26 protein-coding genes are annotated in these 24,968 nt (G+C 68.8%); 14 read left to right on the top strand and 12 right to left on the bottom strand.

All coding sequences use genetic code 11. The annotated features are described in order from the left end of the window. The first annotated feature begins 116 nt into the window (after positions 1 to 116). The 5 genes from U6958_RS03580 (at position 117) to U6958_RS03600 (ending at position 5,008) form a co-directional block, all read left to right on the top strand. Positions 117 to 1,385 carry an O-antigen ligase gene (locus tag U6958_RS03580; RefSeq protein ID WP_047468084.1) on the top strand — a complete coding sequence of 423 codons (1,269 nt, stop codon included), beginning with the start codon at positions 117 to 119 and terminating at the stop codon, positions 1,383 to 1,385. Further along, positions 1,382 to 2,503: a glycosyltransferase gene (locus tag U6958_RS03585; RefSeq protein WP_074922569.1), complete on the top strand. Its 1,122-nt coding sequence runs from the start codon at positions 1,382 to 1,384 to the stop codon at positions 2,501 to 2,503. The genes U6958_RS03580 and U6958_RS03585 overlap by 4 nt, the downstream gene beginning before the upstream one ends. Continuing rightward, complete coding sequence (locus tag U6958_RS03590; protein WP_074922571.1) at positions 2,500 to 3,537, top strand: glycosyltransferase family 2 protein; 1,038 nt, start codon at positions 2,500 to 2,502, stop codon at positions 3,535 to 3,537. The genes U6958_RS03585 and U6958_RS03590 overlap by 4 nt, the downstream gene beginning before the upstream one ends. Further along, complete coding sequence (locus U6958_RS03595) at positions 3,534 to 4,487, top strand: glycosyltransferase family 32 protein (protein WP_074922572.1); 954 nt, start codon at positions 3,534 to 3,536, stop codon at positions 4,485 to 4,487. Before U6958_RS03590 ends, U6958_RS03595 begins: the two co-directional genes overlap by 4 nt. A 104-nt stretch (positions 4,488 to 4,591) precedes the next feature. Next, positions 4,592 to 5,008, top strand: coding sequence for a GNAT family N-acetyltransferase (locus U6958_RS03600; RefSeq protein WP_074922688.1), 417 nt, complete (start codon positions 4,592 to 4,594; stop codon positions 5,006 to 5,008). Between the two features lie 49 nt (positions 5,009 to 5,057). Here U6958_RS03600 and U6958_RS03605 read toward each other — a convergent pair whose 3' ends face one another. Next, entirely contained in the window at positions 5,058 to 5,477 is a 420-nt protein-coding gene (locus U6958_RS03605) for a DUF4440 domain-containing protein (RefSeq protein WP_074922573.1), read from the bottom strand. Beyond that, positions 5,449 to 6,837: an MFS transporter gene (locus U6958_RS03610; RefSeq protein ID WP_074922575.1), complete on the bottom strand. Its 1,389-nt coding sequence runs from the start codon at positions 6,835 to 6,837 to the stop codon at positions 5,449 to 5,451. The genes U6958_RS03605 and U6958_RS03610 overlap by 29 nt, the downstream gene beginning before the upstream one ends. 89 nt (positions 6,838 to 6,926) lie before the next feature. Between U6958_RS03610 and U6958_RS03615 the strand changes: the two genes are divergently transcribed. Then, positions 6,927 to 7,838: a LysR family transcriptional regulator gene (locus tag U6958_RS03615; protein WP_074922576.1), complete on the top strand. Its 912-nt coding sequence runs from the start codon at positions 6,927 to 6,929 to the stop codon at positions 7,836 to 7,838. A gap of 338 nt (positions 7,839 to 8,176) precedes the next feature. After that, on the top strand, positions 8,177 to 8,614 hold the full coding sequence (locus U6958_RS03620) for a hypothetical protein (RefSeq protein ID WP_012202265.1): 438 nt from the start codon (positions 8,177 to 8,179) through the stop codon (positions 8,612 to 8,614). Positions 8,615 to 8,629: 15 nt separating this feature from the next. Here U6958_RS03620 and U6958_RS03625 read toward each other — a convergent pair whose 3' ends face one another. From U6958_RS03625 to U6958_RS03635, 3 genes are all read right to left on the bottom strand, one after another. After that, a complete protein-coding gene (locus U6958_RS03625) occupies positions 8,630 to 9,856 on the bottom strand; it encodes an ATP-binding protein (RefSeq protein WP_016453614.1) in 1,227 nt (408 codons plus the stop codon). Between the two features lie 7 nt (positions 9,857 to 9,863). After that, positions 9,864 to 10,622 carry a response regulator gene (locus U6958_RS03630; protein WP_074922578.1) on the bottom strand — a complete coding sequence of 253 codons (759 nt, stop codon included), beginning with the start codon at positions 10,620 to 10,622 and terminating at the stop codon, positions 9,864 to 9,866. Between the two features lie 104 nt (positions 10,623 to 10,726). Next, positions 10,727 to 12,097, bottom strand: coding sequence for an AmpG family muropeptide MFS transporter (locus tag U6958_RS03635; protein WP_392413666.1), 1,371 nt, complete (start codon positions 12,095 to 12,097; stop codon positions 10,727 to 10,729). 86 nt (positions 12,098 to 12,183) lie between these two features. Between U6958_RS03635 and U6958_RS03640 the strand changes: the two genes are divergently transcribed. From U6958_RS03640 to U6958_RS03650, 3 genes are all read left to right on the top strand, one after another. Further along, positions 12,184 to 12,912: a helix-turn-helix domain-containing protein gene (locus tag U6958_RS03640; RefSeq protein WP_047326943.1), complete on the top strand. Its 729-nt coding sequence runs from the start codon at positions 12,184 to 12,186 to the stop codon at positions 12,910 to 12,912. 72 nt (positions 12,913 to 12,984) lie between these two features. Next, entirely contained in the window at positions 12,985 to 13,956 is a 972-nt protein-coding gene (locus U6958_RS03645) for a DMT family transporter (protein ID WP_074922582.1), read from the top strand. Positions 13,957 to 14,016: 60 nt separating this feature from the next. Beyond that, a complete protein-coding gene (locus U6958_RS03650; protein ID WP_074922583.1) occupies positions 14,017 to 14,919 on the top strand; it encodes a M48 family metallopeptidase in 903 nt (300 codons plus the stop codon). A gap of 10 nt (positions 14,920 to 14,929) precedes the next feature. Here U6958_RS03650 and U6958_RS03655 read toward each other — a convergent pair whose 3' ends face one another. The 5 genes from U6958_RS03655 to U6958_RS03675 form a co-directional block, all read right to left on the bottom strand. Then, the gene (locus U6958_RS03655) at positions 14,930 to 16,387 is read right to left on the bottom strand and encodes an aldehyde dehydrogenase family protein (protein ID WP_016448571.1); all 1,458 of its coding nucleotides are present in this window, start codon (positions 16,385 to 16,387) and stop codon (positions 14,930 to 14,932) included. 23 nt (positions 16,388 to 16,410) lie between these two features. After that, entirely contained in the window at positions 16,411 to 17,286 is an 876-nt protein-coding gene (locus tag U6958_RS03660) for a TauD/TfdA family dioxygenase (RefSeq protein WP_016448570.1), read from the bottom strand. 71 nt (positions 17,287 to 17,357) lie between these two features. Then, entirely contained in the window at positions 17,358 to 18,113 is a 756-nt protein-coding gene (locus tag U6958_RS03665; protein ID WP_016453606.1) for an ABC transporter permease, read from the bottom strand. Then, positions 18,103 to 18,900, bottom strand: coding sequence for an ABC transporter ATP-binding protein (locus tag U6958_RS03670; protein ID WP_016448569.1), 798 nt, complete (start codon positions 18,898 to 18,900; stop codon positions 18,103 to 18,105). Before U6958_RS03670 ends, U6958_RS03665 begins: the two co-directional genes overlap by 11 nt. Positions 18,901 to 18,912: 12 nt before the next feature. After that, complete coding sequence (locus U6958_RS03675) at positions 18,913 to 19,908, bottom strand: ABC transporter substrate-binding protein (RefSeq protein ID WP_074922585.1); 996 nt, start codon at positions 19,906 to 19,908, stop codon at positions 18,913 to 18,915. Positions 19,909 to 19,992: 84 nt separating this feature from the next. Here U6958_RS03675 and U6958_RS03680 point away from each other — a divergent pair, with 84 nt between their 5' ends. Beyond that, positions 19,993 to 20,679 carry a Crp/Fnr family transcriptional regulator gene (locus U6958_RS03680; protein ID WP_074922586.1) on the top strand — a complete coding sequence of 229 codons (687 nt, stop codon included), beginning with the start codon at positions 19,993 to 19,995 and terminating at the stop codon, positions 20,677 to 20,679. A gap of 13 nt (positions 20,680 to 20,692) precedes the next feature. Here the strand turns inward: U6958_RS03680 and U6958_RS03685 are convergent, their stop codons facing one another. Beyond that, the gene (locus U6958_RS03685; protein WP_034365678.1) at positions 20,693 to 21,331 is read right to left on the bottom strand and encodes an MBL fold metallo-hydrolase; all 639 of its coding nucleotides are present in this window, start codon (positions 21,329 to 21,331) and stop codon (positions 20,693 to 20,695) included. Between the two features lie 86 nt (positions 21,332 to 21,417). Continuing rightward, complete coding sequence (locus tag U6958_RS03690; protein ID WP_074922588.1) at positions 21,418 to 21,693, bottom strand: zinc ribbon domain-containing protein; 276 nt, start codon at positions 21,691 to 21,693, stop codon at positions 21,418 to 21,420. A gap of 325 nt (positions 21,694 to 22,018) precedes the next feature. On the opposite strand from U6958_RS03690, the gene U6958_RS03695 reads away from it, so the two are divergent. The 3 genes from U6958_RS03695 to U6958_RS03705 are packed head-to-tail and all read left to right on the top strand — an operon-like array spanning position 22,019 to position 24,910. Next, complete coding sequence (locus U6958_RS03695) at positions 22,019 to 23,143, top strand: Re/Si-specific NAD(P)(+) transhydrogenase subunit alpha (RefSeq protein ID WP_074922590.1); 1,125 nt, start codon at positions 22,019 to 22,021, stop codon at positions 23,141 to 23,143. A gap of 1 nt (position 23,144) precedes the next feature. Then, positions 23,145 to 23,489, top strand: coding sequence for an NAD(P) transhydrogenase subunit alpha (locus U6958_RS03700; RefSeq protein WP_012202276.1), 345 nt, complete (start codon positions 23,145 to 23,147; stop codon positions 23,487 to 23,489). Beyond that, complete coding sequence (locus tag U6958_RS03705) at positions 23,486 to 24,910, top strand: NAD(P)(+) transhydrogenase (Re/Si-specific) subunit beta (protein ID WP_074922592.1); 1,425 nt, start codon at positions 23,486 to 23,488, stop codon at positions 24,908 to 24,910. Before U6958_RS03700 ends, U6958_RS03705 begins: the two co-directional genes overlap by 4 nt. Positions 24,911 to 24,968: the final 58 nt, after the last annotated feature.

Below are 24,968 nucleotides of genomic sequence, written 5' to 3' on the forward strand. Positions count from 1 at the left end.
CGATTTTGGAAGGGGCTGCCCAGCGATGGAGCAGCCTGAATAAGACCGCAGGAATTTTTTTCATAGCGGATGGAAAGCGGAATGCCCGCATTTTGGGGCAGAAAGTCGCGGTCTTGATGAGATTTGACAAGTCGAAGCTGCCAGGGCTCCTCACGACCCTGGCCGCTGTTCTGGTGCCCGGACTGGCCTTGTGGCTGCGGTCGGGCTATTCCTATGGCGCGGGCCTCATGGCCCTGGGCGCCCTGTGTTTTCTGCCCCGCTGGGTCCGGTACAGGCAGTCGCCTGGCACCTGGCTGCTGGTGGCACTGTTCATGGGCATGGCGGTGATGTGGTACCACCTGTCCGTGCTGGACGGGGGCACCGGTCAGTTCGACCGCCCCGTGAAATTCATCCTGGGCGCGGTCAGCCTGCTGTTCGCCATGTGCTACCCGCCCACGGCGCGGATCTTCCTGTGGGGCATACCGCTGGGCAGCGCAGGCGCGGGCTTCATGGCCCTGTGGCAGGTCTGCGTGCTGGGCATGGAGCGGGCCACGGGCTACACCAATGCCATCCAGTGGGGCAACATGGCCTTGCTGCTGGGCTGCTTCTCCTGCATCTATGCCATGTCCTTCTGGCACCAGCGCTCCCTGCTGTGGCGCCTGCTGGTGCTGGCGGCCGCTGCAATGGGTGCGCTGGCTTCGCTGCTGTCGGGCTCGCGGGGGGGCTGGCTGGCGCTGCTGCCGATGTTCCTCATGCTGATGGTGCTGGTGCGCATGTACCGCCCGCAGTACTTCGGGCGCCTGTTGCTGGGCTGCGCTGCAATCGTGGTGGCGCTGGCCACCGTGATGGCCTTCATACCCCGCGTCAGCGAGCGCGTCGACGAGGTCTACCTGGATGTGAGCAACTACCTTCATGCCGGCAACTCCGACACCTCGCTGGGCACCCGGCTGGAGCAGTACCGGCTGGCCGTGCAGATGATCGGCGAGAAGCCCCTGCTGGGCTGGGGCATGCAGGGCTATGTGGACGAGATGCACCGGCGCGTGGACGCGGGTGACTATGGACGCTCCATCCGCGAATACAACTTCATCCACAACGACTTCCTGGACATCTGGGTCAAGCTCGGCGTGCCGGGCGTGCTGCTGCAGGCGGCACTGTTCATCTCGCTGCTGTGGCTGTTCTGGCCCTCGCGGCGGCGCATGGCGCTGTGGCCTGCGGACAGCACCCCCTGGCGCGAGGCCCTGCTGCTGCGTATCCTGGGCAGCCTGATGCCAGCCATGTACCTGGCGTTCGGCATGTCACAGCAATTTTTCGTGCACAACAGCGGCATCGTCTTCTTCGTCTTCCTCGTGGTGGCCCTGTGGTCATCGCTGCATGGCCTGGAAAGGGCCAGCGGAGCCGTGCGGTGACGGACCGCGCCACCACGGCCCGGCCCCGGGTGCTGCACTTCGTGACGGGCGGCTTCTCGGGTGCCACCCAGGTGGCGGTGGACCTGGTGTCGGCGCACCGCGCGTCGGGCCGCTTCGACGCCCGGCTGGTGCTGCGGCGCAAGCGCAATACCTCCGATGAACGCGTGCAGAAGCTGCGCGACGGCGGCATCGATGTCGACGTGGTCGCCGGCTGGTCCCATGCCGCCACCGTCTGGCAGCTGCGCCGCATCTGCCTGGACTTCCGGCCGGACATCGTCGTCGCCCATGGGTTCAGCGACCACCTGTGGGGCCGATTTGCCGCGCTGTGGGCCGGCGTGCCCTGCCTGGTGCATGTGGAACACAACTCGCGCGAGCGCTACACGCGCTGGCGGCTGGCGCAGGCCCTGTGGCTGACCGAGCGCACGGCCGCCATCGTCGGCTGCTCCGAAGGCGTGCGCCAGAGCCTGCAGGACCGTGGATTTCCTGCGGCCAAGCTCATGGCCATCAGCAACGGCATCCGGCCCGAGCCCTATCTGCAGGAGCCGCCCCCCTTGCTGCAGCGCCGCCCGGACATCGTCATGGCCGCGCGCTTTGCGCGGCAAAAGGACCATGCCACCTTGCTGCGCGCGCTGGCCGTGCTGCGCCAGCGCGGCCTCAAGCCCACGCTGACCCTGGCCGGCGGCGGCAAGGCGCGCGCCCAGCAGGCGGCGCAGCGGCTCAGCGCCGAACTGGGCCTGCAGGACCAGGTGCAATTCATCGGCATGTGCAACGACGTGCCCGGCCTGCTGCGCGCGCACCGCGTCTGCGTGCTGTCCACGCACTACGAAGGCATGCCCCTGTCCCTGCTGGAAGGCATGGCGGCGGGCTGCGTGGTGGTGGGCAGCCGCGTGGTGGGCGTGCAGGAAGTGGTGCGGCCCGGCGACAACGGCCTGCTGGCCGCGCACGCCGACCCTGAATCGCTGGCCGACGCCCTGCAGCAGGCGCTGCAGGATGACGAGGCCGCCGTGCGCATGGCCGCCACCGCGCGGCAGGAAGCCCTGTCGCACTACAGCCTGCAGCGCATGACCGGCCAGTACGAAGACCTGTTCGCCCGCCTGCTGCAGGGGGAGCGTCCGTGACCTGGCTCAGCATCCTGGTGCCCGTCTACAACGTGCTGCCCTACCTGGAGGAATGCCTGCAGTCCGTCATGGACCAGGCCGATGCCGGCGTGCAGGTGCTGGTGCTGGACGACTGCTCCACCGATGGCTCCTGGGCCCTGATGCAGCAGCTGGACCAGCGCTGGCCCGGCCGCCTGCAGCTCATGCAGCATGAGCGCAACGCCGGCCTGAGCGCGGCGCGCAACACCATGATCGAGGCGGCCACGGGCGACTACCTGTGGTTTTTGGACTCCGACGACAAGCTGCTGCCCGGCGCGATTGCCGGGCTGTCGGCCATCGTGAAACAACATGCGCCCGATGCCGTGCTCTGCGACTTCTCCGTCTGGCGCGAGGCCCCGCGCCTCAAGCACCGCCTGCGCGGCGAGGCGCACCGGCACAGCTTCCAGGGCCCCACGCTGCAGCGCTCGCAGGACCGGGGCGCCCTGCTGGCCGGCCTGCTGCGCACGGGCCAGCTGCATGCCTGGTCCAAGATCTCGCGCCGCAGCCTGTGGGATGCCGGCCTGCGCTTTCCTGCAGGCCGCTATTTCGAAGACATGATGACCATGCCGCAGATGGCGCTGCGCTGCAGCAGCTTCTACTACCACCCCCAGCCCTGGGTGGCCTACCGGCAGCGTGCCAACTCCATCCTCGCGTCCATGACGCCTGCCAAGGCGGCAGACCAGTCCGCCGCCCTGTGGCCGCTGGCCCAGGCCGTGCAAGCCCTGCAGGATGATGCGCTGCGCAATGACGGGCGCCTGCAGTTCGCCTGGGCGCACCAGGCTGCGCGCAACCTCATCGGCGCCCTGCGCTTTCTCGACCGGCAGCGGGACATGCCGCCCGCGCAGCGGCAGGCGCTGGCGCAACAGTTCCTGGCGGACTTCGGCCGCATCTCCCCGCTGTCCCTGCCCGCTCTGCGCCAGGCCTATCTGCGGCGCGGCTGGTGGCTGCGCGCATGGAAGCTGCGCAGCTGGGAGCGCCGCGCGCAGCAGCTGGGAACACCGGGAGCCCCTGCATGAGCGGCCTGAAACTGAAAACCCGGGGCGAGCTGTGGCTGGCGGCCGGCATGCGCCGCTTCTACGCCACCTTCGCACGCCGCCTGGAGAAGGGCCCGGCGCCCGACTTCCGCAGCCATGACATCGGGCCTGCGGCGCCCGTGCCCGTCTCCACGCCCATTCCCCGCATCATCTGGGCCTACTGGAATGGCGACTCGGTGCCGCTGCTCATACAGCGCTGCTTTGACAACTGGGCCCGCCTGAACCCCGGCTACAGCCTGCGCATCCTCAACGACGCGCAGCTGCCGCAGTACGTGCCGCAACTGCCCGGCAACCTGCAGCAGCTGCCCGTGGCCAAGCGCTCGGACTGGCTGCGCCTGGAATTGCTGCACCGCCACGGCGGCATCTGGCTGGACGCCAGCACCATCCTCACCGAGCCGCTGGACTGGCTGTTGGAGCAGCAGCAGCGCAGCGGCGCCGACCTCGTCGCCTACTACCTGGAGCGTTACACCCGCGACCCGCAGGTGCCCGTGGTCGAGAACTGGCTCATGGCCGCGCCCCCGGGCAGCGCCTTCATCGCGGCCCTGCACAAGGAATACGTGGAACAGGTCCTGCCGCAGACGGGCGAGGCCTATATCGCCCAGCTCCAGCAGGCCGGCGATTACGAACAACTGCGCCAGGGCATCGACATGCCCGCCTACCTGAGCATGCACCTGGCCATGCAGCGCGTGCTGCGCGCCGGTGGCAGCTACCGCCTGCGGCTGGCCAAGGCCGAGGACGGACCCTTCTTCCTGCACGTGCAGGGTAACTGGGGCCGCACCCCGCTCAAGATCCGCCTGATGTTCTCGCGCACCGAACTGGCGCCCGTGCCACTGATCAAGCTGCGCGCGCCCGACCGCAAGAAGCTGGACTTCTACTTGGAGCGCGGCCTCTACGTGCCCGGCAGCATCGCCGACCGATACCTGCGGGGCTGATTCCCGCTCATCGCCTTCCATTGCGAGCCATAACCGGGCCGCGACGATGTGCCTGTGCCGATGCGCCATCATCGTGGCATTGCGTTTGAATGGGGGAGATGCATATGCACCAGGACTACGCCATCCTGAAGCGCCAGGACAATATCGATGCGTATTTCAAAGATATAGAGAAGATATACGTCTCCAATGGCTGGGGCAGCAGCTATCCGGAAGGCCTGCTTCGGCAGATGTTCAGTGCCTCCTACTACCTGCTGGCGACGACCACCGGCAGTGCTGTCGGCTTCCTGCGCGGCTTCACCGACGGCGCCATGGTCACGCACCTCAGTGAAATCGTCGTGGACCCCGGGCTGCAGCGGCGGGGTATCGGCAGGCTCCTCATGCAGGAATTCCTGCAGGATATCGGCCACACCACCATTTATGCAGAGGCCCTCAATCCCCAGGCTGCCCTGCTTTTGGAGCAGCACGGCTTTGGTGAGAGCCGGGGTCTGAAGGTGTATTCAAGAAAGAGTGAGCGGGGCTGAATTCGGCAATCCAAAGGCCCCCGCATTCTCGCTTCCTGCCGTAGAGCCATCAGCCCATTGCCGTCTCATGCAGGTAGTGCCACAGCACCCCTTGGCCCGCACGTTTGAGGATCACGACTGATCGGCGCGAGGTCTCCACGCCGTCCAGGCGATGGGTTTCCAGATAGCGCATGGCCAGGCCGGCCGTGTCCCGCCATACGGGCTGCATGTCGCAGACGCATATCTCCAGCCCTGGCCGCTGGCCGGCCGCGCGCCGGAACATCTGTTCCACATCGTTCAGGCCGACGAGTCTGCCCGTGGTGGTCACCATGCTGAACTCCGGGCTGAACTGCGGCATCAGCGCCTGCAGCGCGGCCTGTGCGCCCGCTGGTTGGGTGAAGACGGTGTGGATCAGCTCGTGCACCTGGTGGATGCTGCGTTCGGCGATGCCGATGTCAATGTCACGGTCGATGGGCTTGTTGTCTTGCATGGTGGTCCTCGGGGGTGTGCAGCGATCGCAGTTGCAGCAGGGGTACAAGCCCTGCCAGCGATGCGATCAGAAACGTCATGTGATAGGCCCGGCCTGCGTCCAGGCGGGTGGCGAGCGTGTTGAAAACCATCAGGAAAAACGCAGCGCCCACGCTGAAGGCCATCTGCCGGTTGAGGTTCCAGATCACGCTGGCCTGCTGCGTCTGCCGGCCGTCGAAGTCCAGCAGGGCCGTCGTCTGCGCGGTATTGGCACCCAGGCCGCCGCCCAGGCCCATCAGCCCGTAGGCGGCCGCCAGCAGCCAGGGGTCGGCGGGGGCCGCCACGGCGGCCAGCGCCGCAATGCCCAGGCTGTGCAGCACCATGCTGGCGATGAACAGGGGCCGTGCGCCCGCGCGGTTGTACAGCCGGCCGCCCACCAGCATGGACACCAGGGCGCCGCCGGCGTAGACCATCATGAATCGGCCTGTGGCCTGCGCGCTCAGGTGCAGCATGTCCTGCAGGTAGAAGATGTTGAGCAGGTTCACGCCGGTGAACACGCCGGGAATGGCGTGGTAGACGGCCACCGACATACGCAGGCGCGGGCTTTTGAGCAGTTGCAGTTCCACAATGGGGTGGGCCGTCTTGCGGGCATGGATGGCATACAGCACCGTGAAGGCCAGGCCCGCCGCCATGCCCAGCCAGGCCAGCGCCAGGCCCTGGCCCGAACCTTGGCCTGCGCCATAGAGCGACATGCCCAGCAGCCAGGCGGCCAGCGCGGCGCTGACCAGCACCAGGCCTTTGAGGTCCGGCCGCTGCCGGGCCGTGGCCGGTGCATCGCGCACCCACAGCCAGGCCAGGCCTGCGGCGGCCAGGGCCAGCGCAATATTGGAATGGAACACCCAGCGCCAGGAGCCGTGGTCCACGATCAGCCCGCCCAGCCAGGGCGAGAGGGCCGGTGCAATCAGCGCCACGGCCATGACCAGCGTGGAGACTCGCGCGCGCTCCGGTCCCTGGAACCGGTTGAAGGCCAGGGCCTGGCCCACTGGGATCACCAGGCCGCCCGCCATACCCTGGATGAAGCGCCAGCCCGCCAGCTGGCCGAAGCTGCCCGCCTCGCCGCAGGCCCAGGCGGCCACGGCGAATGCCAGCATGGAGCCCGCCATCAGCCCGCGCGCTCCCCAGCGGTCGGCCAGCCAGGGGGCGAGGGGAATGGCCAGCGTCAATCCCAGCATGTAGGCATTGGCCACCCAGGCCCCGGCCGAGATGCCCACATGGAACTCGGCCGCAATCGTGGGCAGCGCGACGGCGGGCATGAAGATGTTGATGCAGTCGACGAAGAAACCCATCAGGAAAACGGTGGCCAGGCGGTATCGGTATGTCATCTTGCGCTTTCAGGAGGGGCAAGACTAAAGAGCGCGGGCGGCCACGTCGATGGGGCTATGCTGGACTCTTTGTTTGACTGGATTGAACAATGCCCCCCGCAAGCACGGCCATGCACACGCTGCTCCACCGCGCGCAGACCTTTCTGGCCGTGGTGGATTTCGGCTCGTACACCAGGGCGGCGGACTTCCTGGGCATCAGCAAGGCCATGGCCAGCCTGCACGTGAAATCGCTGGAAGAGGCGCTGTCGGTGGCCCTGCTGGTGCGCAACACCCGCAGCATCGCCCTGACGGAAACCGGGCGGGAGTTCTACGACGAGTTCAAGGGCATCGTCCGCGACGTGGGCAGCGCCTTCGACAACGCCATGCACAGCGGCAACCGCATCGCGGGCCGGCTGCGCATCAGCACCACCAGCGAATACGGGGAGAAGTACATTCTTCCGCTGATCCCGGCCTTCCTGGAGCGCTACCCGGGCATCTCGGTGGCCTATGACGTCAACTCTTCACTGAGCGACCTGGTGGCCGAAAAGCTGGACCTGGTCGTGCGCCTGGGCCACCTGGCGGACTCCAGCTTCAAAAGCCGCAGGCTGGCCGGCTACGACATCGTGCTGGTGGCCTCGGCCGCCTTCCTGCGCAGCCATCCCGTGCGCAGGCCCGAAGACCTGGCAGACCTGCCCTGGATTGCCAACAGCAACCTCGCCCATCCCACGGCCTGGACGCTGCGCACTGCCGGCGGCCAGGGCGTGGACGTGGTGGGCCGGGCGGCCCACCAATCCAACTCCTCCACCGCCATCCGCGCCCTGGCCCGGTCCTCGCTGGGTGTGGCGGTGCTGCCTGCGTGGTTTGTGGAGGACGACCTGGCCGGCGGCGTGCTGCAGCGCGTGCTGCCCGACCACGCCCTGCCGCCCCAGCCCATCAGCGTGGTCTTTCCCGACAGCAGCCACCTGCCGCGCAAGACCCGCGTGTTCATCGACTTCCTGTGCGAGCACCTGGGCCGGGATTGAGGGCTCGGCTGGCCGGCCGGCCCTGGCCCCGTTAAACTGCCCGCAAGCCGAAAGGCCCGGTGCGTAGAAACACCTTTGAACCAGCGTGCAGCCCCCACCGTAAAGCGGGGCTTTGTCATACCCAATTTCAGGATGTGCGCTTGCGCACGTCCGCAAGTTATGGGGTGTGGTGGGGGCTACCCGTAAGGATGTCCGCATGGCTGGTTCCATGTTTCTAACCGCCACACTCCACCCGTTGTGCGTAGAAACGCAGCGCGTGGTTCTTCAGTCTCAACCAGGAGCTGCAGCCATGAACGTACTCACCTTGTCCGGCCTTTTCCGACAGGAGGGCTGACCCCATGACATCCCGCAAAAACACTGCCGGCGCGGCAGTGCAGGCGCAGCCTTTGCCCAAGCGGTCGCAAGCCGCAAGGCCTTCCGACTGGCCCAGCGCGTGGCAGGCCATGCATGTCTGTCTGGTCGTCATCGAGGGGCGGCTGGTCACCCTGGCCGAGGTCTGTGGCAAAAAGCCCGACCGCAAGGCCCGCCAGTTCGACGTGGAATGCGCGGTGGAGCTGGCGCTGGCGCACATACGCCGCATGCGCGCCGACCCGCCGGACAGCCACCAGGCGTTCGAGCAGCAGTGGCACCTGGCGTCCTGCGCCATCGAACTGGCCGATGGCGCCTACCGCTTCCCCCGCTCGCGCTACGGCCGCCTGCTCAAGCGCACCCGCTGGCATTTCGACCTGCTCAGGGACCTGGTGGAACGTGTGGAGTGGCAGCACCGGCGCGGCTGAGCCGCAGGCGGCAGCTCAGGCCAGCGGCAGCCGCAGCACGAAGCAGGCGCCCGGCTGGCCGTCGGCGCGGCCTTCGCAGTGCACGCTGCCGCCGTGGCGCTGGGCGATGGAGCGCACCAGGGCCAGGCCCAGGCCCACGCCGCCCGAGCGCTCGCTGGCGCCGGGCAGGCGGAAGAACTTCTCGAAGATGCGCTCGCGGTGGGCCGGCGCCACGCCGGGGCCATGGTCGCAGACGCGGATCTCGGCCATGGCGTCCTGGCGCGCCAGCTCCAGCGTGATGGCGCCCTGGCTGTAGCGGCGCGCGTTCTCCAGCAGGTTGCGCACGGCACGGCGCAGCAGCTTGGAGATGCCGGGCACTTCCAGCGCGTCAGTGGACTGCAGGTCCAGGTCGGCATCCACGCGCGCGCATTCCTCGGCGGCCAGGCCGATCAGGTCCACGGGCTCTATCGTGCCCACGTCGCCCTCATAGGTCTCCAGACGGCTGGCCAGCAGGATCTCGTCCACCAGCTGGTCCAGCTCGCTGATGTTGCGCTGGATCTCGGCGCGCGCGCGGGCGCTGGCCGGGTCGTCGCCCATGAATTCCAGGCCCATGCGGATGCGCGTCAGCGGCGAGCGCAGCTCGTGCGAGGCATTGGCCAGCAGCGATTTGTGCGAGGTCACCAGGGTCTCTATGCGCGCGGCGGCGGCGTTGAACTGGTGGGCCAGGTCGGCCACCTCGTCGCTGCCGTGCTCGGGCACGCGCACCGACAGGTCGCCCTCGCCAAAGCGCTTGACGCCGCGCTGCAGGTTCTCCAGCCGCTTGAGCAGGCGGCGGATGATGGGGAACACGCCCACGGCCACGGCCACGCCCACCAGGCCCAGCAGCCACAGAAAGCCGAAGGGCGGGCGCAGCCAGAAGGCGGCGGCGCCGTCGTGCGGCGGGCGGTCACCGCGCGGCGGGCGCGGCGCCATGTGCAGCATGTAGGTCTGGCCGTCCGTGCCTTCGATTTCGAAGCGCAGGCCCTCCTCGGGCGGGCCGGGCAGGCGCCGCGCGCGGCCCTGGGCGATGACCTTGCCGTCCGCATCGCGCATGGCCACGTCGCGCGAGGGCGGCGAGCTGGCGCTTTGCACGTTCTGCGCGTTCTGCTCGGCCGCGATCTGCCATGCCCAGGCCACCGTCAGCGTGAGCACGGCCACGCCACCGACCACGGCCAGCCAGATGCGCAGGTACAGGCGCTGGGAGAAGAGGGACAGCAGCTTCATGCAGCGGTCAGTCTTGTTGTTTGGCGAAGACGTAGCCCACGCCGCGCACGGTCAGGATGCGCTTGGGCGCCTTGGGGTCGGCCTCGATGGCGGCGCGGATGCGGCCCATGTGCACGTCGATGGAGCGGTCGAAGGCCTCCAGTTCGCGGCCTCGCACGGCCTCCATGATCTGGTCGCGCGTGAGCACGCGGCCCGCGCGCTCGGCCAGCGTGACCAGCAGGTCGAACTGGTAGGAGGTCAGCTCGCAGGGCTGGCCCGCCACGGTGACGCTGCGCGCGTCGCGGTCGATCTCCAGGCTGCCGAAGCGCAGCGCCGTGGTCGGCTGGCCGGCGGCCGAGCCCTCGCCGCCGCCGCGCCGGCGCAGGATGGCGCGGATGCGCGCCAGCAGCTCGCGCGGCTCGAAGGGCTTGGGCAGGTAGTCGTCGGCGCCGATCTCCAGGCCGATGATGCGGTCCATGGGGTCGCCCTTGGCCGTGAGCATCAGCACCGGCACCTGGGCTGCGGGGCCGGGCAGGGCGCGGATGCGCCGGCAGACCTCCAGGCCGTCCATGTCGGGCAGCATGAGGTCGAGGATGACGAGGTCGGGCAGGTCGGCGCCGGCCACGCCGTCGGCGGGCTGCAGCTGCTCCAGGCCGCTGCGGGCGTCGCCCATGTGCGTGACCTGCAGGCCGTTGTTGCCCAGGTAGTCACCCACCATCTGCGCGAGGCGGGTGTCGTCTTCGATCATAAGAAGATGGTGCGTACTCATGGAGGGCAGTGTATTCATGCTGGGGCCTGGCGTCGTGTTGCGACGATGCTCGCAGCCCCCCGTCAGCCGCGCTTGTCGCTTGCGTAAAGTTCGGTAAAACAGCGCAGCCTGCGGCCAGCCGCTCAACTGCCGCGTTGCGCGGGCCGCACCGCATGCACGCGCGAGGCCAGCGCGATCAGCACCAGCACGGGCAGGCCCAGCAGGGCCGTGGCCTGGAAGAAGCTCACGTAGCCATGCGCATCGACAAAGGCGCCCGAGAAGCCGGCCAGCCACTTGGGCGCCAGCAGCATCATGGAGCTGAACAGCGCGTACTGCGTGGCCGAGTACTGCACGTTGGTCAGCCCTGACAGGTAGGCGATGAAGGCCGCCGAGGCGATGCCGCCGGCCAGGTTGTCCGCGCTCACCACCCAGACCAGCGCATTCACGTCATGGCCGCGCGTGGCCAGCCAGGCGAACAGCAGGTTGGTGGCGGCCGACAGCGCGGCGCCCAGCATCAGCACGCGCATCACGCCCCAGCGCATGGCCAGCGCCCCGCCCAGGAAGGCGCCCGCCAGCGTCATGATCACGCCGTAAACCTTGGTCACGGCGGCCACCTCGTCCTTGGTGAAGCCCATGTCCACGTAGAAGGGGTTGGCCATGATGCCCATGACCACGTCGCTGATGCGGTAGATGGCGATCAGGCCCAGCACCAGCAGCGCCTGCCAGCGGTAGCGGCCCAGGAAGTCGGCAAAGGGCTCGACCAGCGCGCCACGCAGCCACTCGGCCGCGTTGCGGGCAGGCGCCAGCGGGCGCGGCACCGGTTCCGGCGAGAGCAGCACGGTCAGCATGCCCACGGCCATGGAGGCGGCCATGGCCAGGTAGGCCACCTGCCAGGCACCGCTCTGGTAGCCCGCCGTGCCCGCCACCTCGGCGCGGGCGGCCAGCCACAGCACGCCGGCGCCGGCCCATATCATGGCCAGCCGGTAGCCGGTCTGGTAGGTGGCGGCCAGCGCGGCCTGGCGCTCGGTGTCGGCCGATTCGATGCGGTAGGCGTCCAGCGCAATGTCCTGCGTGGCCGAGCCGAAGGCCACGGCCAGCGCGCACCACACCAGCGGCGTGAGCGAGACGCGCGGATCATTGAACGCCATGCCGCACAGCCCGGCGACGATGAGCATCTGCGCGAACAGCAGCCAGCCGCGCCGCCGCCCCAGCCAGCGCGTGAGCAGCGGCAGCGGCATGCGGTCCACCAGCGGCGACCAGACCCACTTGAAGGCATAGGCCAGGCCCACCCAACTCAGGTAGCCGATGGTGGTGCGGTCCACGCCGGCCTCGCGCAGCCAGAACGACAACGTGCCCAGCACCAGCAGCAGCGGAAGGCCTGCCGAAAAACCCAGGGCCAGCATGCGCAGGCTGGCCGGCTCGGCATAGACGCGCAGGGTCTGGGCCCAGCTGCGGCGGGGCGCTTCAGTGGGGGTGGAAGGGGCGGAGGAGGTGGTGGTGGACGGCTCGGTCATGTTGGGCTGCGGCAGGCTGCGGCCATTATCGGGCCCATGGTGGCGCGGACTGGCGCGCGCTACCATCGCGGGCACAGGATGCCGCCATGGCCTACACCCTCTCTTCCCTCCACAGCGATGCCGCCGCGCAAGACGGCGCGGCCGATGCCACCGATACCGCCTTCGCGCCGCACAGCTCGGTGCGTAGCTACAGCGGCGAGCACCAGGCCCATGCCCACGGCCATGCGCAAATCCTCTATGCGCTGCAGGGCCGCATGGAGCTGGAAGTGGGCGGGCGCAGCGCCTTTGTGGACGCCGTCAGCGGCATGCTCATCCCCGCCGGCGTGGACCACGGCTACCTGGCGGCGCCGCGCTCGCGCGTGTTCGTCATCGATGCGCCCAGCGGCCCGGGGCTGGACCGGATGCGGCGCTTTTCCGTGCCACCGGCCCTGCGCGGCCGGGAGTCGGAAGGCCCGGCCACAGAGCAGCTGGCCCAGGTGCTGCAGGCGCCCGGCCTGCTGGCGCGCCGGGGGCTGGACCTGCAGCAACTGACCACGAGCGTACAGGCCGCATTGCACGAGGACTGGCCCACGGCCCGGCTGGCCGCCCTGTGTCACATGAGCGCCCAGCGCTTTCACGCACGCTTCGTGGAGCTGGCGGGCCAGCCGCCCCAGGCCTGGCTGCGCGGCCTGCGCCTGGATGCGGCCGAGCGCGGGCTGGCGCGGGGCCTGCCCCTGGAGGCCACGGCGCTGCGCTGCGGATATGCCTCGGCCAGCGCGCTGGCCTATGCGCTGCGGCGCGACCGGGGCGTGACGGCGCGGCAGCTGCGCGGCTAGCCCGTTCACAGTCTTGCGGACTACGAGCGTTTCTCGACAAATGCCCGGCCGCGCCAGGCGCAACATGGCGCCATGGTTCGCAACTCTTCCGCTTCTTCCTCCGCCGTCGGCATCGCCTTCGTCTCCGTGGCCGCCGTGCTCTGGGGCACGACGGGCACGGCGCAAAGCCTGGGCGCAGGCGGGCTGTCGCCGTTCTGGGTGGGCGCCGCGCAGCTGGCGGTTTCCAGCCTGTTTCTGGGCGTGCTGCTGGCGGTCTCCCATTGGAGGCTGCGCGGGCGGGCCGGGCAGGGCGGGGCACCCGTCCAGCCGCTGCTGCCCAACCCGGTGCACCTGGGCCTGCGCCCGGCTTGGTTCCTGCTGGCATCCATGGGAATCGGCGGCTACAGCATCTTTTTCTACGAGGGCGTGACGCTCACGGGCGTGGCCGTGGGCACGGCCGTGGCCATTGGCAGCGGCCCCATCTGGGCCGGGCTGATGCAGGCGCTGGTGCTGCGCGCGCCCCTGTCTGCCCTGTGGTGGGCCGGCACGCTGGTGAGCGTGGCGGGAGGCGCGGCCATGGTGGTGGCCCGGGGCGGCGCCACGCTGTCCTGGAGCGGCCTGGCCCTGTGCCTGCTGGCGGGGCTGTCGTACGCGGGCTATGCGCTGATCAACAAGCGCCTGGTCACCCACATGTCGCCGCGCGTGGTGAATTTCTATGTGTTCACCGGGGCGGCCTGCATGGCGGTGCCGATTGCGGTGGTGCAAAGCGGCCTGCCGCAGTGGAGCCTGGCGGCCGTGCTGGTGGTGGTCTACCTGGGCGTGGTGGTGTCGGGCCTGGCGCACATGCTGTTTTCCATCGGGCTGCGCAGCATCTCCGGCCCCACGGGCGTGACGCTGAGCCTGATCGAGCCCGTGGCGGCCTTCGTGCTGGCGGTGTGGGTCGTGGGCGAGCGGCAGCCGCTGCAATCGTGGCTGGGGCTGCTGGCCGTGCTGGCCGGGCTGATGCTGGTGATCGGCGCCGAGATGCGCTCGCAGCGGGCCGTGATGGCCGCGCAGATGGCGTGACTCTTTGTAGGCCGGCGCCGCTCTTCACGATGCGCTGTTCTCCGCATGTTGCAGGCATGCATGGCCGCTAGACTTGGCGGCATGCAGCAGCCATCCCATCTCTCTTCCGAATCCTGTGCCCCGTCCGCCTGGGGCTGTGCCTGCGCGCCCTGGCGCGCGCGTCGCGGTTTCTTGCTGGCCGGCAGCGCGGCGGCCCTGGGCCTTGCCGCGGCGCCGGTGGCGGCCCAGGTGCAGGTGGGCGGTGCCTCGGGCCTGCGCAAGCTGGTGCCGGCCGAGACGCTGGAAGGCGCCGCCACCGACCAGTACCAGCAACTGCTGGCCAAGGCCCGCGCCCAGGGCGCACTGGCCGGCGACAGCAACCCGCAGCTGCTGCGGCTGCGCGCCATCGCCCGGCGGCTGATCCCCTACACCGCGCAATGGAATCCGCGCGCCAATGCCTGGCGCTGGGAGGTGAATCTGATCGGCAGCAAGGAGATCAATGCCTTTTGCATGCCGGGCGGCAAGATCGCCTTCTACACCGGCATCATCGACCAGCTGCAGCTGACCGACGACGAGATCGCCATGATCATGGGCCACGAAATGGCCCATGCGCTGCGCGAGCACTCGCGCGAGCAGCTGGCCAAGAACCAGGCCACCAGCATCGGCATCTCGCTGGGCGCCCAATTGCTGGGCCTGGGCGACCTGGGCAATGCGGCGGCCCGCCTGGGCGGCCAGTTGCTGTCGCTGAAATTCAGCCGGGGTGACGAGAGCGAGGCCGACCTCGTGGGCCTGGAGCTGGCCGCGCGCGCCGGCTACAACCCCCAGGCCTCGGTCTCGCTGTGGCGCAAGATGGGCCAGGCCACGGGCGACCGTGGCGGCCTGGAATTCCTGTCCACCCACCCAGCAGGCCCCGAGCGCATCCGCGAACTGGAGCGCAACATCCCGCGCGTGGAAGGCCTCTACGAGGCCGCACGGCGCGGGTAGGCAGCCGCCTTCAGGCGGCGGCTTTTTGCTTGGGTTGGTAGCCCATCACGGCTTTCACTTCAAGGTACTCCTTGAAGCCGTGCTCGCCCCATTCCCGGCCCGTGCCCGACTGCTTGTAGCCGCCGAACGGCGCGCCGAAGTCCGGTCCTGCACCGTTGAGGTGGACCATGCCGGTGCGCAGGCGCGAGGCCACACGGCGTGCGCGCTCCAGGCTGCCGGACTGCACATAGCCCGACAGGCCGTAGGGCGTGTCGTTGGCCTGGGCGATGGCCTCCTCCTCCGTGTCGTAGGGCAGGATGACCAGCACGGGGCCGAAGATTTCCTCGCGCGCAATGGTCATGTCGTTGCGCACGTCGGCAAACACCGTGGGCCGCACGAAGTAGCCGCGCGCAAGGCCCTCGGGGCGGCCCGTGCCGCCGGCCACCAGGGTGGCGCCTTCGGCGATGCCGGCCTCGATCAGGCCCTGAATTTTGCGGAACTGCGCCTCGCTGACCACGGGGCCCATGTGCATGGCGCCCGTGTCGGCCAGTGCATCGCCCACCTTCATGCCTTCGGCAGCGGCCTTGGCCGCGGCCACGGCGCGCGCATGCAGGGCGCGCGGCACGAACATGCGCGTGGGCGCGTTGCAGCTCTGGCCGGAGTTGGTGAAGCAGGCGTTCACGCCTTGGGTCACGGCCTTTTCAATGTCTGCGTCGTCCAGCACGATGTTGGCCGACTTGCCGCCCAGCTCCTGCGTCACGCGCTTGACGGTATCGGCCGAGGCCTTGGCCACGGCAATGCCCGCGCGGGTGGAGCCGGTGAAGGTCATCATGTCGATGCCGGGGTGCACGGACATGGCCTCGCCCACCGAGGGGCCGTCGCCGTTGACCAGGTTGAACACGCCGGCCGGCACGCCCGCTTCGTGCAGGATTTCGGCCACCAGGATGGCGTTCAGCGGCGCGATCTCCGAGGGCTTGAGCACCATGGTGCAGCCCGCCGCCAGGGCCGGTGCCACCTTGCACATGATCTGGTTGATGGGCCAGTTCCAGGGCGTGATCATGCCCACCACGCCCACGGGCTCATGCACGATGCCGGTGGTGCCGCGCACGCTCTCGAACTCGAAGTCCCTGAGCACCTGCAGGGTCTGCTTCAGGTGCCCCGCGCCCACCGTGGCCTGGGCCGCGCGCGACAGCCACAGCGGCGCGCCCATCTCCAGCGAGATGGTCTGCGCCACCTCGTCGATGCGGCGCATGTAGACCGCCAGCACCTTGTCCAGCAGGGCCAGCCGCTCGTCGCGCGTGGTCTGCGAGAAGCCGTCGAACGCGCGGCGTGCGGCGGCCACGGCTGCATCGACATCGGCGGCCGAGCCCATGCTGATGCGGGCCGCCACCTCCTCGGTGGACGGATTGATCACATCCAGCGTGCGCGGCACGGCCGGGGGAACCCATTGGCCGTCGATATAGAACTGCAGGTGCTCTTGCGTGCTCATGAAGCTGTCTCCGTGTCTCGTTGTCATTGGGTGGAAGGGGTGTCGAAGGTGACGCGCTGGTTCACGCGGTAGTGGGGCCAGTAGTCGGCCACAGCATAGTGCTGCGTGCTGCGGTTGTCCCAGATGGCGATGCCGCCCGCGTCCCATTGATGATGCACCATGAACTCCGGCTTCTTCAGCCAGTCCAGCAGGAAGGCGAGCACGCCGCGCGCCTCGTGCCGGTCCACGCCCGTGATGTGGCGCGTGAAATCGGCATTGACGAAGATGCACTTGCGGCCTGAATCGGGGTTGGTGCGCACCACGGGATGCGTCACCGGCTTGAACTGGCGCAGCGCCTCGAACAGCGCCTCCTCGCCCTTGCGGCCCAGGTATTCCCGGAAGCCCGATTCCTCCCAGGTATGGACCGCCTGCAGGCCTTCCAGGTACTGCTGCATGCCGGGCGAGAGCCAGTCATAGGCCTTGCTGGTGCTGGTCCAGCAGGTGTTGCCGCCGGCCGGTGGCGTGGTCACGATCTGGATCACGGTGCCCAGCGGCGGCTGCTGCTTCCAGCTGATGTCGGTGTGCCAGTTGTCTATGGCGGGCGGGCGGTCCTTGTCGGAGATGATCATCTCCACGTCGGGCATGCCGCTCTTGCGCTCGAAGTACGAGCCCTTGGACAGCGGGCCGAACACCTGCGCCAGCGCCACATGCTGCTCGGCCGTGATGGCCTGGGGCCGGAAGAAGATGACCTCGAAGTCGTACAGGGCCTGTCGCAGTTCCGCCTGCACCTCGGGGGACAGGGGGCGGGTCAGGTCCACGCCCTCGATCCAGGCCGCGAAGTTGGGCATGCGCGGCACGGGGCGGATGTGGTGGTAGCGGGCGTCGATGTCGATCAGCTGCATGGGGGCGGCATTGGCCATGGGGTACTCCTTGGAGGAACGGATGGAAGGGGAGGAAGAGGAAGGAAGGTGGGGAGAGAGGGCTGGCGGGCTCACTGCCAGTGCAGCAGCCGCCTCTCGGCCCAGGACATGAAGCGCACCATGCCCACGCCCAGCAGGGCCAGCACCAGCAGCAGCGCCATGACGCCATTGATGTCGAAGGTGGAGCCCAGGTAGGCCAGGGTCTGGCCCAGGCCCTTTTCGCTGGCGATGATCTCGGTGCCCACCACGCCCAGCAGGGCATAGATCAATCCCAGGCGCAGGCCCGAGAAGATCACCGGGACGGCGCCGGGCAGCGTGACCTCGAAGAAGGTGGTGGCGGCGCTGGCGCCCAGGGTGCGGCACAGCGTGACGTGGTCCTGGCTGACGCCCCGCATGCCTGCCACCGTGGCCGACAGCACGATGAAGAAGGTCAGCGAGCAGCCCACGGCGATCTTGCTGCCCAGCCCCAGCCCGAACCACAGGATGAACAGCGGCGCCAGCGCGATGCGCGGCATCACGTTCAGCGCGTTGAAGTAGGGTTCGGCAAAGCGCTCGACGGCCGGCCAGCGCACGAAGACCAGCCCGGTGGCGAAGGCGGCCACGCTGCCCAGCACGAAGGAGCAGCCCACGGCGGCCAGCGTCCAGCCCAGGTCGGACCAGAACCGGGCCGTGCCCGCATGGTTCCAGAGATAGGCGGCCACGCCGCTGGGCTGGCCGAAGAATGTGGGGTCCAGCCAGCGGCGCGCGGCGGCCCATTCGGCCAGTCCCAGCACGAGACAGATGAACAGCGCATGCAGCGCCAGCCATTGCAGACGGTCAGCCTTCATGGTGCACCCATCCCGATTCAAGCTGCGACCACAGGGCCGCATAGAGTTCATGGAAGCGCGGCGACTTCTGCAGGTCGCGGATGGAGCGCGGGCGCGGCAGGTCTATGGGCAGGTCGGCGATGATGCGGCCCGGGCGCGAGGACATCACCACCACGCGGTCGGAGACGGCCACGGCCTCGGCCAGGTCGTGGGTCACGAACAGCACGCTGTGGCGGTGCTGCTGGCACAGGCGCAGCAGCAGGTCCTGCAGCTGCAGCTTGGTCTGCGCGTCCAGGGCGCCGAAGGGCTCGTCCATCAGCAGCAGCTGCGCGTCCAGCGCAAAGGTGCGCGCCAGTGCCGTGCGCTGGCGCATGCCGTGGGACAAGGCCTTGGGCAGGGCCTGCGCATGGTCGGCCAGGCCCACCTCCTGCAGCATGCGCAGTGCGCGCTCCGTGCTGTCGGCCGTGCCGACGCCGCGCACGCGCGCGCCGAAGGCGGCGTTCTCCAGCGCCGTGCACCAGGGCAGCAGGCTGTCGCGCGCCAGCATGTAGCCCACGCGGGAACTGCCCAGGCGCGGTGCCTCGCCCAGCACGCGCAGCGTGCCGGCGCCGGTGTGGGCCACCAGGCCCGCGCAGAGGTTGAGCAGGCTGGTCTTGCCGCAGCCGCTGGGCCCGACCAGCGAGACGAATTCGCCCTCGGCCACCTGCAGCGCAATGTTGTCCAGCACCTGCGTGCGGCCGTCGAAGCTCAGGTGCAGGCCGTCGGCGGCAATGGCCTGCGGGGGCAGTTGCGATCCATTGGAAGTCATGGCGCGCCCCCTTCACTGCGCCAGCAGGGGCGCGGTGTCGATCAGCCGGCTGATCTGCCCCGTGCGCTGCAGGTAGCGCGCGGCATGCTGCAGGGCCTTGGGGTCCACCGCAAACTGCATGGAAGGAATGGCGTTGCGCAGCGCCACTTCCAGGATCCGGTCGCCGCCGGGCGTGTTGATCCTGAAGCTGTCCTGCGCGACTTTGAGCAATGCATCGAAATGGGCCGGTTCGCGGGCATAGTCGGCCGCCTCGTTCATGGCGCGGCGCAAGCCCTCCACGGCCGGGGCGTTCTTGCGCAGGAAGTCGGCGCGCACCACCTGCAGCACGCCGGCGCCGTTGGTGTCCACCACATCGGCCGGACCCTGGCCCCTGCGCGGATCGACGACGATGCGGCAGGCCTGGCTGACCTCGCAAAAGCCGTCCATGGGCGAGAACAGCATCAGGCCATCGACCTGCCTTTGCGCAATCGCCGGAAAGGCGGTGTTGGGCGAGCCCACGGCGACGATGGTGACGTCGTCCGCCTTCATGCCGGCGCCCTGCAGCAGGCTCACGAGCTGGAATTCGGCCGCGCTGCCGCGCGCCGTCACGCCGATGCGCCGGCCCTTGAAGTCCTGCATCACGGCGGGATAGCCCTGGACGGCATGCGCCATGGGCAGGGCCGCCGAGGCCATGAGGAAGAACGTCGGCGCGCTGGCGCCGCTGCCGATCACCTTGAGGTCGGCGCCCTTGTTGACCGCCTGGAGCAGCACCTCGGGCGGCGTAAACGCCACTTCGAGGTCACCGGCCAGCAAGGTCTGCAGCGCCAGCGGTGCCTGCGGGATGGGGCGCAGTTCGCAGCGTATGCCGTGCTTCTCGCACAGTCCCCGCGCGTTGGCCACGCGCACCAGGAAATTGCCGATGCCGGGGTAGTCCTGGATACGCAGCGTGGGCGTCTGTGCCAGGGCTGCCTGGGTCGAGAGCAGGGCGAACACGAAGGCGGATACCAGGGCGAGCGTGGTGCGGATCATGGGGCGGGCTCCATACGTGTGGGTATGGGGCCGATTACAAGGACGGTGCTATGCGCCAATTGCCGCGAAAGGGACAATGATCGGGTGAACACCAAGCTCGGTTCCCCCAACACCTCTTTGGCGCAGGCGCGCAGCGAGCGCTATCGCGTGGACCTGCTGGCCGAATTGCCGGCCGCATCGGCACGCGGGCTGCGGGCCATAGGCTCCAGGCGCCGCTACCGCGATGGACAGTTCGTGCAAAAGCGCGGCGATGCGGCCGACCATGCGCTGGTGCTGCTGTCAGGGCGCTTTCGTGTCGTGGCCTTCACCGTGGGCGGCACCGAGCGCATGACGCGCTGGCTGGAGGCCGGGGAGATCACCGGCATCAGCTCGGTGCTGGGCAATGCGCCCGTGCCCGTGGACCTGGTGGCCGATGGAGATGTCGAGGTGCTGGTCCTGCCGCGCCAGCCGCTGCTGGACTTCCTGGAGCGCGATGCGCCCGCATGCCTGGCTGTGGCGCGCCTGCTGAGCCTGCGCGTGAACGGGCTGCTGGACACGATCTTCATCAGTTCGGAGGACACGCTGCATGCCCGGGTCTGGGCCACCTTGCAGGTGCTGGCGGCAGAGAACGGCCAGCCCCTGTCCGGTGGCCGCACCCTGCTGCGCATATCGCAGGGAGATCTGTCGCATGTGGTGGGCGCCTCGCGCCAGCGCGTGAACGAGGAGCTGCGCAAGCTGCAGGCGGGCGGCAGCGTGCGTCTGGGCTATCGGTGGATCGAGGTGCTGGGCTGAGGCAGCTGCAGGCTCAGGTCCCGCCCACGTAGGGGTTGCTCTTGCGCTCGCGGCCGAAGCTGCTTTCGGGGCCGTGGCCCGGGATGAACACGGTCTGGTCGCCCATGGGCCACAGGCGCTGGACGATGCTGTCGATCAGCTGCTGGTGGTTGCCCTGGGGAAAGTCGGTGCGGCCGATGCTGCCCGCGAACAGCACATCGCCCACGAAGGCACGGTCGATCTGCGGCGCATGGAACACCACGTGGCCGGGCGTATGGCCGGGGCAGTGGCGCACCTGCAGCGTCTCCTGGCCGATGCTCACCGTGTCGCCATCGTGCAGCCAGCGCGTGGGCGTGAAGGGGTCCGAATGCGGGAAGCCGAACATGGCGCCCTGCTGGGGCAGCGCATCGATCCAGAACTGGTCTCCGGGATGGGGGCCGATGATGGGCAGCTGCTGTGCATCGGCCAGCTCGCGCGTGCCGCCCGCGTGGTCTATGTGGGCGTGCGTGAGCCAGATGGCCTTGAGCGCCAGGCCCAGGCGATCTATCTCCCAGCCGATCTGCTCCAGGTCGCCGCCCGGGTCGATGACGGCGGCTTCCATGGTCTGGTCGCACCAGACCAGCGAGCAGTTCTGCTGGAAGGCGGTGACGGGGATGGTGTGGTACTGGAGCATGGGCGGCGTGGGTGCTTCTGGCGAAAGCGCCCATTATTCCCGCTCCTTCCCCTGATGGCAGCGCAGGGCCTCCCCCGCTTGCGCCGTCAGGTGGTCGGTTGGCCGCATTGCCCGCAGAACCGCGCACCGGCCGGATGGCTGGCGCTGCAGCTCCTGCAGGCCTGCGGCAGCACCGCGCCGCCGCACTGCGGGCAAAAGCGCGAGCTGGAGGCAATCGATGCATGGCAACCGGGGCAGACCGCCGCCACGGCCGCAGGCGGGTATGCGCCGCCGGCGTGATGCCCGCCGATATGGACGCCGATATTGCCGCCGTGATGGCCGCCGCGCGCGTGTTGTCCGAACAGTCTTTGCAAGAGTCCCATGGTGCCTTCCTTCGCACTGCGCGGCTGCGCCGCTGCAGTCGCTCAAAGGTGCATTGGGACACGGCAGCGGTGCGCCGGGTCGTGGATGGCGATCATTTAATGTGGCTGTCATTTCGCGGCAATCCGGCGTCTTGTGACGGACAGGCGACATCCTCGCGGGCAGACCCCGTGGCTGCCGCCACGCGGCCGTGATACAAGCTAGCCGTGCCGCCAAGCCAGCCTGCCGTCATGCAGGCGCGCAAGGATTTTTTCGAGGATGGGCCGGGCCGCCGCCTGCGCAATGCAGCGCAGGGCGGGTACCGGCATCACGCGAGGGAGAACCGGTATGTTGATTGGCGTGCCTGCCGAGACCATGGCAGGAGAAACCCGGGTGGCCGCGACCCCCGAGACCGTCAAGAAGCTGCGTGCGCAAGGCCATGTGCTGCGCGTGCAGTCGGGAGCGGGAGTGGCGGCCAGCGTGCCCGATGCCTTGTTCGAGGCAGCGGGCGCCGAGATCGTCGATGCGGCAGGCGCCCTGGGCGCCGATCTTGTGCTCAAGGTGCGCATTCCTTCGGAGGATGAGCTGCCCCTGGTCCGCAAGGGCGCAACGCTGGTCGGCATGCTGGACCCCTTCCAGCCCGCAGGCCTGCAGCGCCTGGCCGATGCGGGCATCACGGCCTATGCGCTGGAGGCGGCTCCGCGCACCACGCGTGCGCAGAGCATGGACGTGCTGTCCAGCCAGGCCAACATCGCCGGCTACAAGGCCGTGATGATCGCGGCCAACCAGTACCAGCGCTTCTTTCCCATGCTGATGACGGCGGCCGGCACGGTGAAGGCCGCGCGCGTCGTGGTGCTGGGCGTGGGCGTGGCCGGCCTGCAGGCCATTGCCACGGCCAAGCGCCTGGGCGCCGTGATCGAGGCCAGCGATGTGCGGCCCAGCGTGCGTGAGCAGGTCGAATCCCTGGGCGGCAAGTTCATCGACGTGCCCTACGAGACGGCCGAGGAAAAGGAGGCCGCCGAAGGCGTGGGCGGCTACGCCCGCCCCATGCCGCAAAGCTGGCTGGACCGGCAAAAGGCCGAGGTCGCCAAGCGCGTGGCCCAGGCCGACGTGGTCATCACCACGGCGCTGATCCCGGGCCGGCCCGCGCCCGTGCTGGTCACGGCCGAGATGGTGCAGGCCATGAAGCCAGGCGCCGTCATCGTGGACCTGGCGGCAGAGCGCGGCGGCAACTGCCCGCTGACCCAGGCCGGCATGACCGTGGTCACGCATGGCGTGACCATCGTGGGCCTGACCAACCTGGCGGCGCTGGTGGCGGCCGATGCCTCGGCCCTGTATGCACGCAATGTGCTCGATTTTCTCAAGCTCATCATCAACAAGGATGGCGCCCTGCATGTGGACATGGAGGACGACATCGTGGCCGCGTGCCTGATGGCCCATGAAGGCCAACTCGCAGCACAGCGGAGGAAATGACATGGAAGCCGTATCCCCCACCATCATCCATCTCATCATCTTCGTGCTGGCCATCTACGTGGGCTACCACGTGGTGTGGACCGTCACCCCCGCGCTGCACACGCCGCTGATGGCGGTGACTAATGCCATCTCGGCCATCGTCATCGTCGGCGCCATGCTGGCGGCGGCGCTCACGGAAACGGGCCTGGGCAAGACCATGGGCGTGCTGGCCGTGGCGCTGGCCGCGGTCAACGTGTTCGGCGGCTTCCTGGTCACGCGGCGCATGCTGGAGATGTTCCGCAAGAAAGAGCGCAAGAGCGCTCCGGCCAAGGACGGCAAGGATGCCAAGGCGGAGGGCCAGTCATGAGCATGAACCTCGTCACGTTGCTCTACCTGGTGGCCAGCGTCTGCTTCATCCAGGCGCTCAAGGGGCTGTCGCATCCCACCACGTCCATACGGGGCAACCTGTTCGGCATGGCCGGCATGGTGATCGCCGTGCTGACCACGGCGGCGCTCATCGTGCAGCTGGCCGGCGGCAATGCATTGGGGCTGGGCTGGGTGCTGCTGGGCCTGCTGGTCGGCGGCACGGCCGGTGCCGTCATGGCCCAGCGCGTGGAGATGACCAAGATGCCCGAGCTGGTGGCCTTCATGCACAGCATGATCGGCCTGGCGGCGGTGTTCATCGCCGTGGCCGCCGTGGCCGAGCCCTGGGCCTTTGCCATCACGGCCAAGGGCGGCGCCATCCCGGGCGGCAACCGCGTGGAGCTGGCGCTGGGCGCCTTCATCGGCGCCGTGACCTTCACGGGCTCGGTGATCGCCTTCGGCAAGCTCAGCGGCAAGTACAAGTTCCGCCTGTTCCAGGGCGCGCCCGTGCAGTTCAAGGGCCAGCATGCGCTCAACGCCGTGCTGGGGCTGGCAGCAGCCTTCTTCGTCTTCGGCTTCTGGCACAGCCAAAGCTGGATGGACATCGTGCTGGTCATCGCCCTGGGCCTGCTGCTGGGCGTGCTGCTGATCATTCCCATCGGCGGCGCGGACATGCCGGTGGTCGTGTCCATGCTCAACAGCTACTCGGGCTGGGCGGCGGCGGGCATCGGCTTCTCGCTGAACAACAGCATGCTGATCATTGCGGGATCGCTGGTGGGCAGCTCGGGCGCCATCCTGAGCTACATCATGTGCAAGGCCATGAACCGCTCGTTCTTCAGCGTGATCCTGGGCGGCTTCGGCGGCGAGGCCACCAGCGCGGCCGCAGGCTCCCAGCAGCAGCGCAACGTCAAGAGCGGCAGCGCCGACGATGCGGCCTTCGTCCTGGGCAATGCCGAGACCGTGGTCATCGTGCCCGGCTACGGCCTGGCCGTGGCGCGTGCCCAGCACGCGGTCAAGGAGCTGGCCGACAAACTCACCGAGCACGGTGTGACGGTGAAGTACGCCATCCACCCGGTGGCGGGCCGCATGCCGGGCCACATGAACGTGCTGCTGGCCGAGGCCGAGGTCCCCTACGACCAGGTCTTCGAGATGGAGGACATCAACAGCGAGTTCGGCCAGGCCGACGTGGCCATCATCCTGGGCGCCAACGACGTGGTGAACCCCGCCGCGCACGTCAAGGGCAGCCCCATCTACGGCATGCCCATCCTGGAGGCCTACAAGGCCAAGACGGTGATCGTGAACAAGCGCTCCATGGCGGCCGGCTATGCGGGCCTGGACAATGAGCTTTTCTACATGGACAAGACCATGATGGTCTTCGGCGACGCCAAGAAGGTGGTGGAGGACATGGGCAAGGCGCTGGAGTGAGGCATGGGCCCGGGCTGAAGTCCGAGGAGGGCAGGGCCCAAGCCCTGGCCTCCTTGAA

The sequence above is a fragment of the Delftia lacustris genome, assembly GCF_040267515.1.
In the GTDB taxonomy this organism is placed as follows: domain Bacteria; phylum Pseudomonadota; class Gammaproteobacteria; order Burkholderiales; family Burkholderiaceae_C; genus Comamonas; species Comamonas tsuruhatensis.